This is a genomic window from Helicobacter suis, assembly GCF_902196135.1.
In the GTDB taxonomy this organism is placed as follows: Bacteria; Campylobacterota; Campylobacteria; order Campylobacterales; family Helicobacteraceae; genus Helicobacter; species Helicobacter suis_A.
Genome location: NZ_CABIKE010000001.1, coordinates 23211 through 35959 on the forward strand (window position 1 = coordinate 23211; position 12749 = coordinate 35959).

Here is a 12749-nt window from a genome sequence, read left to right on the forward strand (position 1 = left end):
GAATACTAGACAAGGGCGCTATTGTACAACAAGGATGCTTAAGTTTGAATCAACTCTAAAACAACCTCTCTTATGGTCTGCATAGCCTTTTGTACCTGCTCTTGTGTGATAGTGTAGGCGGGCATGAAATAAATAGTATTGTTAAGAGGCCGCAATAACAAGCCCTTTTGTAAAGCCCTTTGAAAGATCGCTAAACTTAAGCGTAAATCTTTAGTATAGCCCTCTAATTCAAAGGCAAAAACCATGCCACAAGCGCGCAAATTAACCACACCCTTAAGCCCTGCTAAATACTCTTGCATAATCGCTTGAATTGCTAAACTTAGTTCTTGGTTTTTTACAACCACGCCCTCTTGTTCAAAAAGATCAAGCGTAGCATTAGCACACGCACAGGCTAAAGCGTTGCCTGTGTAGCTATGGGAGTGGAGAAAGTTTTGATTATTAGCATAGGGGGCGTAAAACTGGTGATAAATGCTATCTGTGGTTAAAAGCACGGCCAAAGGCAAATACCCCCCAGAAATGCCTTTAGAGAGGCATAAAAAATCCGGTTTAACCCCGCATTGTTCAAAGGCAAACATGCTCCCTGTGCGCCCAAAGCCCACCGCGATTTCATCAAAGATCACATGAATACCCCTTTCTTGGCACATGCGCGTAGCTTTTTTAACATAGTCAGCGCTATAAAAATGCATGCAGCCGGCACACTGAATCAAAGGTTCTAAAATAAAGGCACTGATGCGGGTGTGGTGTTGATCTAAAATACGCTCTAAGGCTTGCAAGGCTTTAGGAATATCTTCTGTATTTTTAGGTACGGGGGTTTGTAAATGCGTGCAAAAAAGCGGGCTATAAGTATCCTTATAAAGCCCAACACCTCCCACACTTAAGGCCCCTAGAGTTTCGCCATGGTAGCCATTTTGCAAAGAGAGAAATATTTCTCTTATCTCTCCTTTTAAAAGGTGGCTATGATAACTCATTTTCAAGGCCACTTCCACACAAGAAGAGCCATTATCCGCATAAAAACACTTATCAAAGCCACTTAAAATACAAAGCCGTTTGGATAGTGTAATAATTTGGGGGTGGGTGAGGCCAGCAAGCAGTACATGGGCAAAACTCTCTATTTGCTCTTTGAGTTTGGCATTGATATAGGGGTGATTATGCCCAAAGAGATTAACCCACCAGCTACTAATCCCGTCTAAATAGCGCTTATTCTCAAAATCATAAAGATAAACCCCTTTTGCTCTTTGAATAGGCAAAAGAGGGAGGTCTTTATAATCATGCATTTGGCTACAAGGATGCCAAATATGAGCTACATCTAGAGTATTCCAATAAGCATTGTTATAAATATCCATAAAACTTCTTTAAACCATTTTATCTAAAAGATTAACAATACAAAGCAAGATTTTAGCTAGTTTAAAATATAATAAAAGCTTATAGACAAATCGCGTACGCTAGAGGATTTAAATCCCCATGATCTCATGGATGCAAAAGCATAAGAAATATTTAGTTGTTACGATTTGGGTCAGCACGATCGCTTTTGTGGCGGCTGGCATGATTGGCTGGGGGCAGTATAGTTTTTCTATGGCTAATGGGAATGTGGCTAAAGTGGGTCGCGTACTGATTAGTGAGGAGGAATTAGACAGGGAGCATAGACGGCTTTTAGATATTTATAGCCAGTCTATCCCTAATTTTAAAGATTTGAGTGAAAAAGAGGTGAAAGCATTAGGCCTTGAACACAACGCGCTTACTCTTTTAATTAACCAAGCTTTGCTCAAAAATCTAGCGCTAGATTTGGGTTTAGGGGTGAGTGGGTCTGAGGTGATAGCAGAAATTCAAAAGAGTACGGCGTTTCAAAATGAGGGGCATTTTGATGAGGCTTTGTATAAAAAAATACTCCAAGAAAACCACTACCGCCCTAGCGCCTTTGAGGAAGGGATTAAAAATGCCCTGCTTTTACAAAAAATTTCAGCTCTCTTCCCTCAGGCTATCACTCCTTTAGAAGAAGAATCTTTCTTATGGCCTTTAAAATTACAGGATCAAGTACGCATTGAGGTTTTAGAACCTAAAGAGGTGGTGGTTACGCAACAAGCCCTTAAGGATTATTATGACCAGCACAAAAACACCTATAAAAAACCCCCTAGCTACACTCTAGCTGCCTTGCACATCACAGATACAGATATAGAGCCTGCTAAACAAGAGCAGTTACGAGCTTACTATGAGAAAAACAAACAGGTTTACACTTTACAGGGTAAAGTACAAGATTTCATGCAAGTTAAAACAAAAGTTAACCATGATTATCTCCAAGAAAAGACAAGAGATTTAGCTTTGCAAAAATACCTAGCGCTTAAAAATAACACTTTTAAACCCGCTACTGAGGTGATAACCAAATTACCCTACCCAGCAGAAATTGCCACTAAAATAGAAACGATGCGCCCGGGGGAGGTACTCAAGCCACAAAAGTATAAAGACGGCTGGTTGGTTGTTAAACTTGTTAGCAAACAAGCTAATCAACTCCAAAGTTTTGAGGAGGCTAAAGAAGAGGTGCGCATAGCTGTGGTAGAACAAGAGCAAAGAAAATGGCTAAAGCAAGAGGCATCTAAACAACTTTCTTACTTTAAAGGAGATGATATTGGTTTCTTATCGCTTGATTTTAAAGGCAATATCCATGATTTAGGAGAACAATCCTCTAAGGAGTTGGTGGGTTATATCTTCAAACACCCCTACAAAGAAGGTTTTGTGATTTTAAAAGGACCTAAGGCTGTGCTTTATCGTGTTTACTCCCAAGATTTTAAACACCCTATCCCTAATTCTAAGGATTTTAAACAGGTTGTGAGTAATCTTAAAACCCAAGCCTTTGATGCGATGTTAGTGGCTATGCTCAAACAACGCTATCAAGTGCATGTTTATGCCAAGTAGGGGTGTGTTTTGAATCCGATTATTCTTGGTGTAGATATTGGTTCTAGTAAGATTTGTGCCATTATCGCTGAGATCAAAGAGGGGACACCCCAAGTAATTGGCGTGAGTGTGCATAAATCTGAGGGGGTTAAAAAGGGCAATATTAGCAATATCAGCCAAGCGGGCGAAATTGTAAAAAGAGCCATTGAAGATGCTAAACGCATGGCCGGGCTAAATTTTGTTGAAAAGGCTATCGTTTCTATCTCTGGGGCATGTACTCAAAGTGTGAATAGTTCCGGGCTTATCAATGTTCCTAATAATGAAATCACGCTTAAAGAGATCAACCGCGTTTTAGATACAGCTCTGCATAGTGCTCATATCCCTACTGGTTATGAAGTAATTCATATCTTGCCCTATCAGTTTAAACTAGATAACCAAGATAATATTGAAGATCCTATGGGCATGAGTGGATCGCGTTTGGAAGTTTCTACCCATATTGTAACCGTGCAACGCAGTAGTCTAGAAAATTTGAGGCGGACCATCCAAATTGCGGGGGTAAAAATTGAAAATGTGGTTTTAAGCGCTTATGCCGCCTCTATTGCCGTGCTTAATGAAGATGATAAAGCTTTAGGTGTGGCATGTATTGATCTAGGCGGAGGGACTTGTAACATGATGGTTTATGGAGGTAGTTCTATGTGTTTTAATAACTACCTTAATGTAGGATCAGAGCACATTAGAGACGATCTAGCCAGTATTTTAGAAGTGCCTTTAGGTGTTGCGGAGTATATCAAACGGCAGTATGGAAATCTCATTGCAGAGGAGAGCGATCAAGAAATTGAAGTGCCGGATATTTCCTCAGAAAATAAGAAAAACCGCCTTTCTTTAAAATTAGTACACGACATTATCCGCGCGCGGGTGGTAGAAACTTTTGATGTGCTTAATCGCCGTTTAAAACAAAGCAACTTGCAAGATAGTATCCGTAGGGGAGTGGTGCTAACTGGGGGCATGACTCATGTAGAGGGAATTAGAAATGTCGCCTCAGTGATTTTTGGAAATATCCCTGTGCGCATCGCTAAGCCTGTTGAACTAAATGGTCTGTTTGAAGAATTAAAAGATCCAACTAGTTCGGTTGCCATTGGTTTAATTTTATATGGGGCGGGCAAACACACTAATTATGAAAAAGATTCAGAAAAAGTGATTCGTTACAAAGAGAATAAACATACAGAATTGCCCTCTGCCTTTACCTATACCCAAGAGCGCAATTACATTGAAACCGATTTAACTAATCTAAAACACACCAACGAGGTAGAGAGTGTAAAGGAGAGAAAAAAAGATATAATGTATCCCCATAAAGAAGTACCTAAAAGAGGGGGATTTTTAGAGCGGATCAAGGAGTGGGGCTCTAAGTTATTTTAAAGGAATAGTTGTGGCGTTAGAGGAAGATATAGGTGTAGAGGAAATTTTTGAAACCAATGGGGCTAAGATTGTCGTAATTGGCGTAGGGGGTGGGGGGTCAAATATGATTGCCCACCTGATTGCTACGGGTACTTACAAAGATATTACCCTAGTAGCGGCTAATACAGACGGGCAGGCGCTTAAGGCCTCCTGTGCAAAAAATAAAATCCGCTTGGGTGAGAAGATCACAGGCGGAAGGGGGGCGGGCATGAAGCCTGAGATTGGCAAACAAGCAGCCCAAGAGTGCGTAGAAGCCATTAAAGAAATGGTTACAGGTGCGGATCTGGTTTTTATTTCAGCCGGTTTAGGCGGAGGGACTGGCACGGGGGCTGCTCCGGTGATTGCCCAGATTGCTAAAGATTCGGGGGCATTAACCGTTTCTGTAGTTACCAAACCCTTTAATTTTGAGGGTAAGAAGCGCGCTAAGATTGCTGAAGAAGGGCTAAAAGAACTTAAGGCCGTGAGTGATTCAATTGTTGTAATTCCTAATGAAAAATTAGTGGGTTATATTGATAAAAATGCAGGCATGCAAGATAGTTTTAAAGAGGTCAATAATGTCTTAGCTAAAGCGGTTAATGGCATCTCTAGCATGATCATTAACTACGGCGAAAACGACATTAATGTAGACTTTGCGGATTTAAAAACCGTGATGAATCACCGCGGGTTAGCTTTAATGGGCATAGGTGAGGCTACCGGAGTGAATGCGGCCACTGTGGCGGTAGAAAATGCCATTGCCTCCCCGCTTTTTGATAATGTATCCATTAATGGCGCGATGGGCGTACTCATTAACTTTGAATGCCACCCAGATTACCCGCTTTTAGAGATCACTAATTCGGTTTCTATTGTGGAGTCTATGGCAGATGATGATGCAGATATTATTTTTGGTAAATGCACCTCAGCTAACATGCCAACCGATCATGTAAAAGTTACCATTGTGGCTACTGGTTTTGAAAAGCCTACAGAAAATAAAGAGGAAAAAGTAGAATCTGCACCTAGTTTTTCTAAGGGTACTTTAGAGGGTCTGCGTTTGGCTAGTAATGGAGATTATGGGGATGTGGATTTAGATGTTCCTGCTTATTTGCGCCACCAAAAGGATTAAAGCCTCTCAGACCAAAAGGCCTTAAAGCGAGCATAACGCCCCTCTAAAATCGCCTCTCTAGCGCCGCGTACTAGTTGTAAATAAAAAAAGAGGTTGTGTAAACTAGCCAAACGAAAATAGGTTAATTCTTTAGCCCTAAAAAGGTGGCTTAAATACGCTTTAGAGTAGTGTTTACAGGTATAGCAAGCACAATTAAAATCAAGGGGGTCTTGGCTCTGCTTATATTGTGCAGATTTGATAGAAATTTTTCCCTCTGAACTAAAAAGCGTCCCATTTCTAGCATTGCGCGTAGGCATCACACAATCAAACATATCCACCCCCCGCTCTATGGCTTCTAATAAATCCTGTGGCGTACCCACTCCCATTAAATAGCGCGGTTTATGTGCAGGTAAAAAGGCTTCTGTGTATTCTATAGTCGCATACATCTCCTGTGCGCTTTCTCCTACGGCTAATCCGCCAATAGCAAAGCCATCAAAATCTAAACCACACAACTCTAAAGCGCTTTGTTTGCGTAGCTCTTGATCAATGCCTCCTTGTATAATGGCAAAGATATGGTGATTGGGTTTGGCATGTTCTTTGTGGTACTTCAGACTTTCTAGTGCCCAAGCGGTGGTTTTTTGCACGGAGAGTTTTAAGCGATCTATTGAGGCTGGCAAACCTACCAAATCATCTAAAACCATACAAATATCACTATTAAGGGCATATTGAATCTCTAAAACTTTAGAGGGCGTAAAAAGATGAGTGCTACCATCAATATGGGATTTAAATACAATTCCTTGATCATGGGATTTAGTGTTGCTTGAAAGAGAAAAGGCTTGAAACCCCCCGCTATCGGTTAAAAAATTACCCGGAAATTGGGTAAAACCATGCAACCCGCCTAATTGCTTGATACATGCTGCCCCCGGTCTTAAATAAAGGTGGTAGGTGTTGGCTAGAATAATAGGAGCATTAAGATGTTGGCTTAAATCTAAAGCGTCTAAACTTTTCACGCTAGCTTGCGTGCCTACGGGCATAAAAATAGGGGTTTGTACCATTCCATGGGATAAAAATAAAGTTGTCGCACGGGCTTTACCATCTACCCGGTCTAGCCTAAAATCCATTTTTAACCTTAGCTTTTTTACATTATAATAGCTAAAAACGCTGGGAAATTAGGGTTGAAAAAGGTTGCATTAATTGTTGAGGGCGTGGTGGCTAAAAAGTTTATGGAGTTAGTAGTCTCCAAATTTTTTAGCAATAATTTTTATCTAGTGATCACCAAAGACCCTAGCTGTTTACCTAGTACTCTACCTAGTACTTTTGAAGTACATGTATTTGATCCTACCTCTGCCTATCGTCTTTATCCTTTCATTGATGCTAATGTAAGCGATATATTTATTTTGCTAGAAAATACCCAAGAACAACAGGTTATCTATGAAATTATCCGTCAGAAAAATAAAGAAGCGCGCTTAATTGTTAATCAAGGTTTGGAGGGGGTTAAAGATGAGAGGCTTGTATTAATTGATCACACCCAAATTATTGCTAATAAATTCATCGCTAAAATCCCTAATGTCCCTAGTGTACCACAAGGTTTTGGGCTTGAGCAGGGGGAGGTGATGGAGATTGGCGTACCTTTTGGGAGTGTTTTTGCCTACCGCCACATTGGTTCGTTACACCAAAAAGACTACCGCATTGTGGGGGTATACCGGAAAAATGAATTTTATTTAAGCCACTCTGCTATGGTGATTCAACCAAGAGATCAACTACTAGCTGTGGGTAATCCAGAAACACTTAATAATGTCTATTTACAAGTAAGAAGCAATGTAGGGCAATTTCCTGCTCCCTTTGGGCGAGATATTTATCTTTACATTGACATGCATTTGCAATCTATGGAGGCCTTAGAAAGAGATATTGATCAAGCGCTAGTTTTACACGATCAACTCAAAAGCGCCATGCTTTATATCCAAGTTTTACGCCCCACCTACACAGCCTTTATTGAGAAAATCCGTGCCATTGAATCTAAAGATATCCGCATTGTTTTAGACTTTAAGGGCTCTTGTTTTGCAGAAAAACTCCAAGTAGATAGCCAAAAGAAAATTGGCCTAGTGGTGGTTGGCAAAGAAATTTTTAATAAACGGGATAACCGCAAGGTTTTATTTGAGATCCTCACACCGATTTTTAAGACGAGTGCTAGGGGTTTTGAGGGGATTAGCAAAAGCATGGTTGTGTTAAACAAGGACATGGAACAAAACGAGGATATCTCTTCTGTGATGTTTGATGTGTGTGCCCAAATGAATTTAGACATGTTATTATACGATTTTGATCCAGATAAGCGTTACAAAGTAGAGGTTATTGAAAATTACGAACATCTCTCCCACATTTATAACCGGAAAATCAAGGTGATTCGCACACATGTTAAAAACCCCGTGCTATTTCTAAGAAGTTTAGAAACCCCTGTGGTACAGTTTTTACCCTTTGAATCTTGTATTACAAAAAACCAGTTTTTTTGGATGTTTTCTACTAAAGTAGAACGAATCGTATTTTTAAGTGATATACACCCCCAAATGTTTATCCCGGTGGTGGAGTGATGCGCCTTGATCTGTTAAAATACCCTATTGAGATTGGCGCGCTACCCCAAATTACTTATACCGGTAAGGTTTTAGTGGTGAGTGATACGGTGGTTGCACCCCTATATTTAGAACAAGTTTTAAACCATATCCAAGCTTCTAAAGTTTTTAAGATCGTTATTCCTACCGGCGAAGTGTATAAAAAATGGGAAACTTTAGAAAAAATCTTAAATGCAGCCTTTGAGGTTAATTTAAGCCGTAAGGATTGTTTAGTGGCTTTGGGTGGGGGAGTGGTGAGTGATATGGTGGGTTTTGCAAGCGCAATTTATAAACGAGGCATTGCCTTTTATAATATCCCAACCACCCTTCTAGCCCAAGTAGATGCTAGCATTGGAGGTAAGACCGGTATTAATAATGCCTATGGTAAAAATTTAATCGGAGCGTTTCACTCACCCAAAGCCGTTTATATTGATCCGCAGTTTTTACACACCTTATCCAAGCGCGCTTTTTATGCCGGTGTAGCTGAGATGATTAAAAAGGCGGTGTGTTTTGATGCCTCTTATTTTGAATGGTTAGAAAATCACTCTATAGAACAACACCTAGAACAAGCCATTGCTAAAAGTATAACTATTAAAGCTAAAGTAGTGATACAAGATGAAAGAGAAGAGGCGCTACGCATGGGGCTTAATTATGGGCATACTTTTGGGCATGCCATTGAAAAAGCAGGGGCTTATGAGGCATTATTGCACGGGGAGGCGGTGGCTATTGGCATGCAAATGGCCAATGCCTTAGCGTGTCAATTAGGGCTTTTAGATCAAAAAGTACAGATACGGATTAAAAATTTGTTAGCGCGCTACCAATTAGATTTAACCTATAAAATTACAAATGTAGAACAATTCTATAAAGATTTACAGATGGATAAAAAAAATGTCAACGGGATTACATTTATTTTACCCACAGGTCTTGGAAACTTCAAAGCCAAACAAGTACCTAAAGATCGCGTTATAGAGGTTTTAAATGCGTGGTGCTAGGTATTTGATAATTTTGCTTTGTGCCGGGTTACTTGTTGCGTCTGAAAGCCAAGAGTTACAAATGAAACTTAATAAAATTGAGAAAAATTTAGAAAGCCAAGATAGCATTTGGTTACAAAAATTTAAAAATTTTGAAAATTATGGGAAAATCTCTTTAGAGATTCAGCGCATAAAAGAGCGTTTGAAAAATCTTAAAGCAGATACTCTAGAGGCTAGCGCGCTTAATCACAGCCTAAAAACTTTGCAACACCAAGAAAAATTGCTTGAATCGTATAAAACTAATCCTTTTAAAGAACTAGTTGAAAAGCCCGCCATCACCAATATTCCCAATATCACTAGTCCCTTAGCCATTGTAACCGGCCTCTCTTTTATTAAAACCATGCGCGCTAAGTTAATCACCATGCAGCAACACCAAAAGGTCCTCAAGCAAATCATTGTCGCGCTTAATCAAAAAATAGAAATTCTAACAAAATTACAAACCATGCAGCCCAAACAATGGGATGTGGCGATTTATCAAGAACGGGTTAAAAAAATTGAATTTGAAAGCGCACAAGATCTACTCAAGGCTAGTTTAGATGCTTATACTAAGGATATGGAGGAAAATACCCAAAACATTAAATCCCAAATTAGAGATCAAGTTTTTAAACTCCTTTATGTCTTGTTAATTGCTTGTTCTAGTATTGTGCTAGCTTGGATACTCAAACACCTTAGCCACAAATATTTATACAGCGATGAGCGGGCTTACACGATTAATAAGGCAATTAATTTTATTAATGCCAATGTGGTGGTGCTTATCTTTTTATTTGCCTATTTAGAAAATGTCTCTTATCTAGTTACGATGTTAGGCTTTGTAGGCGCTGGATTTGCCATTGCCATGCGTGATTTATTCATGAGCATGCTAGGGTGGTTTAGTATTGTTTTAAAGGGTAGTTTGCATGTAGGCGATCGCATCAAAGTTGCTAAAGATGGGATGGTGTATATAGGAGATGTACTAGATATTTCCATGCTTTATATTACTTTGTTTGAAGATGTTACTCTGACCACCTATCTTAAAAATAATGGCCGCGCGGGGCGTATTATTTTTATCCCTAATAACTATGTCTTTACCGGCTTAGTGTCTAATTACAGCCATTTAGGTTTAAAGACGGTGTGGGATAGTGTGGATTTTTTCCTAACCTTTGATTCTAACCACCAAAGGGCAATGGATATTGCCTTAAAAATTGCCACAACCCACTCACAACCCTATAGCGACATCGCCCAAACCCAGTTTAGCAAAATGCGCACTAAATACGCTTTACGCGCCATTGAAGTAACGCCAAAAGTGTATACGATGACAGAAAAAGATGGCATGCGTTTGTATGTTTCTTATCTAACCAATGCCTATGCGACTCTGAGTTTGCGCTCTAAAATTTCTACCGATGTGGTACAAGCCTTTTTAAAAACCCGCGATGTCTTTTTAAGCACCGCTCTTAAAGAAATCCAAGAAAAACAAGAAAGTAGCCTTTAACATGCAACATCATTTTATTTTAGTGGCTTTAAATGCCGAAATGGGAGGCGCCAAACAAGGCAGTAATACAGGTGTAGAGCGTTTAAAAAATGCGTTACTTCAAAAATACCCACAAATAGAAACAGTAACCATTGGGCAAGAGGAGTGCACTCTAAATACCTTTTTTAAATACGCTAAGCATTTTGAGGATTATTATTGCTTTTGTAAATTTTTATTAATCCCGGGTCTACAGGAGGTGTTTAAAAAGCAATGCTTCTCATTAATTTTAAGTTCAGAACATGCGAATGCCTTTGGTATTATCCAAGCTTTGCGTAGCACACATCCGCAGAAAAAACTAGGAATCTTATATTTAGACGCCCATGCAGACATCCATACCGCTTATGATAGCCATTCAAAACATATCCATGGCATGCCTTTGGGTATGGTGCTTAATCATGTCCATAGTGGCCCTAATCCTTTAAACCGACAAGAACAAGAATATTGGCAAAAACTCTGTGCTTTGGGCATGCAAGATGGCGTATTAGCTTTTGATCCTAAACATTTAGTCTATTTTGGTGTGCGCAGTACAGAGGCAAGCGAGAGAAATGTCATTAAAGAATGCGCGATTCCTCTTTTTAGTGTGGATGCGATCCGTGCGGATCTAAGAGGTGTACTAGAACAAAGCCAAGCTTTATTAAAAGAGGTAGATATTCTTTATTTAAGCCTAGATATTGACATCTTAGATGGGAAAATCTTTAGTTCTACAGGTGTACGCGAAAATAATGGATTGCAGCCCTCAGAATTGCATGCACTTTTAGAAGGGCTTTTACAGACCTTTAAAACGCGTTTAGCAGCTGTTGAGATTACAGAGTATAACCCTGAATTATACACAGGTGATGGAGAAGATGAAAAGGTGGTTTTACAATTAGCCCAAAGTGTTTTAAATCAATTTCAATAAGGAATTTACATGACTCGTAGAAAATTTATCCTCACTAGTTGTGGTGTGAGTTTATCTCTTTTAGCGCCATTAGAAGGGAGTATACAGCCTATTAAGGCAATGGGTATTGTAGAGGTTTTTGCAGACGGGGCGCATTTAAGCGCTGTAGTGGTGGCTTATGACAAGCCTCTTTCTAGTGTGATTGCTAGTGCTTTTAAAGTAGAAGGGCGTACGATTCAAAAAGTCTATCTGCGCCAAAGCCCAACCAAAGGAGAGGCAACTGTTAAAGGAAAATTTGTAATCTTAGAACTCTCTTTAGATGATGCACAGATTGATTTAAAAGAGGAGGTGGCACTCAAGCAGAAAAAAGGCGCGCCTAAGCAGGTGGATAAACCCCGCTTTAAGGCCGGTGAACCCTCAGGGCATAATCTCATGTTTAAAACCCCCAAAGCCCATGTTGAGATTCTCAATTCCCACCCTCTTGAAATTTCTTCTATTTACTACCCCATAGTAGAGGATTTTATCGCCCAAGATTTTTACGATGAAACCAACCACCAAAACCTCCACTACAATCTTTTTATCCCTAAAGATAGTAGCAAAAAACCCCTCCCCCTTGTACTTTTTATCCACGATGCTGGATCGATTAGTACTTTTGTCAAAGCCACGCTTTTACAAGGTCTAGGCGCTGTGATTTTTGCCCACCCTAAAGAACAAGCAAAACGGCCATGTTTTGTTTTAGCCCCCCAGTATGATACGGTGCTAGTAGATGATGATTCTAAGGCCTCGCCCCTCTTAGACACAACTATCCATCTAATCCAAAGTTTGAGCAAAAAATACCCCATCGATTCTAAACGGCTTTATACCACCGGCCAGTCTATGGGGTGCATGGCCTCTATTGCGATGTTAATTAAATACCCTAATTTCTTTGCAGGGGCTTTTTTGGTAGCAGGACAGTGGAAAGCCTCACTATGTACGCCTTTACTTAAAGATAAACTTTTTATTATGGTTTCAGCTGATGATCCGGGGGCTTATCCGGGGGAAAATGCCATTGTTGCGTTTTTAGAGCAAAAAGGGGCTAAAATTGCTAAAGGTGTGTGGAATGGGGCGTGGCAGGCTAAGCAGTTTAAAGAGGCTTATGAAAAACTAAGCGATCAAAAGGCTACTATCCGGTATGTTGTGTTTTCTAAGGGAAGTGTATTATCGCCCACAGACACTAATAAGGGCAGTGCACACCGCAATACTTGGAAGATTGCCTATAGCATTGAGCCTATCCGTGAGTGGCTATTTGAACAAGTTTTAGCATAGGGAGTTT

The 12749-nt window shown here is 40.0% G+C and carries 10 protein-coding genes; 8 read left to right on the plus strand and 2 right to left on the minus strand.

The features are described 5' to 3' along the window. Positions 1 to 38 precede the first annotated feature (38 nt). Positions 39 to 1343, minus strand: a complete 1305-nt coding sequence (locus G6Q06_RS00120) for an adenosylmethionine--8-amino-7-oxononanoate transaminase (protein ID WP_163565342.1) — start codon at positions 1341 to 1343, stop codon at positions 39 to 41. A gap of 118 nt (positions 1344 to 1461) precedes the next feature. Between G6Q06_RS00120 and G6Q06_RS00125 the strand changes: the two genes are divergently transcribed. Genes G6Q06_RS00125 through ftsZ form a run of 3 tightly spaced genes read left to right on the plus strand, consistent with a single transcriptional unit; the run spans position 1462 to position 5440 of the window. Then, positions 1462 to 2907, plus strand: a complete 1446-nt coding sequence (locus tag G6Q06_RS00125; RefSeq protein ID WP_163565343.1) for a peptidylprolyl isomerase — start codon at positions 1462 to 1464, stop codon at positions 2905 to 2907. Positions 2908 to 2916: 9 nt separating this feature from the next. Continuing rightward, positions 2917 to 4302, plus strand: a complete 1386-nt coding sequence (gene ftsA, locus G6Q06_RS00130) for a cell division protein FtsA (RefSeq protein WP_006564025.1) — start codon at positions 2917 to 2919, stop codon at positions 4300 to 4302. Positions 4303 to 4306: 4 nt separating this feature from the next. Then, positions 4307 to 5440 carry a cell division protein FtsZ gene (gene ftsZ, locus G6Q06_RS00135; RefSeq protein ID WP_163535089.1) on the plus strand — a complete coding sequence of 378 codons (1134 nt, stop codon included), beginning with the start codon at positions 4307 to 4309 and terminating at the stop codon, positions 5438 to 5440. Here the strand turns inward: ftsZ and tgt are convergent. Beyond that, the gene (gene tgt / locus G6Q06_RS00140) at positions 5437 to 6540 is read right to left on the minus strand and encodes a tRNA guanosine(34) transglycosylase Tgt (RefSeq protein ID WP_163565344.1); all 1104 of its coding nucleotides are present in this window, start codon (positions 6538 to 6540) and stop codon (positions 5437 to 5439) included. The genes ftsZ and tgt overlap by 4 nt on opposite strands. A gap of 54 nt (positions 6541 to 6594) precedes the next feature. Here tgt and G6Q06_RS00145 point away from each other — a divergent pair, with 54 nt between their 5' ends. The 5 genes from G6Q06_RS00145 to G6Q06_RS00165 are packed head-to-tail and all read left to right on the plus strand — an operon-like array spanning position 6595 to position 12742. Beyond that, entirely contained in the window at positions 6595 to 8004 is a 1410-nt protein-coding gene (locus G6Q06_RS00145; RefSeq protein WP_205426645.1) for a COG3400 family protein, read from the plus strand. Next, positions 8004 to 9014: a 3-dehydroquinate synthase gene (gene aroB / locus G6Q06_RS00150; RefSeq protein ID WP_163565345.1), complete on the plus strand. Its 1011-nt coding sequence runs from the start codon at positions 8004 to 8006 to the stop codon at positions 9012 to 9014. Before G6Q06_RS00145 ends, aroB begins: the two co-directional genes overlap by 1 nt. Beyond that, the gene (locus G6Q06_RS00155) at positions 9001 to 10521 is read left to right on the plus strand and encodes a mechanosensitive ion channel family protein (protein WP_163565346.1); all 1521 of its coding nucleotides are present in this window, start codon (positions 9001 to 9003) and stop codon (positions 10519 to 10521) included. The genes aroB and G6Q06_RS00155 overlap by 14 nt, the downstream gene beginning before the upstream one ends. Before the next feature lies 1 nt (position 10522). Next, entirely contained in the window at positions 10523 to 11458 is a 936-nt protein-coding gene (rocF, locus tag G6Q06_RS00160; RefSeq protein WP_163565347.1) for an arginase, read from the plus strand. A gap of 9 nt (positions 11459 to 11467) precedes the next feature. Next, positions 11468 to 12742: a hypothetical protein gene (locus tag G6Q06_RS00165; protein ID WP_240329122.1), complete on the plus strand. Its 1275-nt coding sequence runs from the start codon at positions 11468 to 11470 to the stop codon at positions 12740 to 12742. The last annotated feature ends 7 nt before the right edge of the window (positions 12743 to 12749 follow it).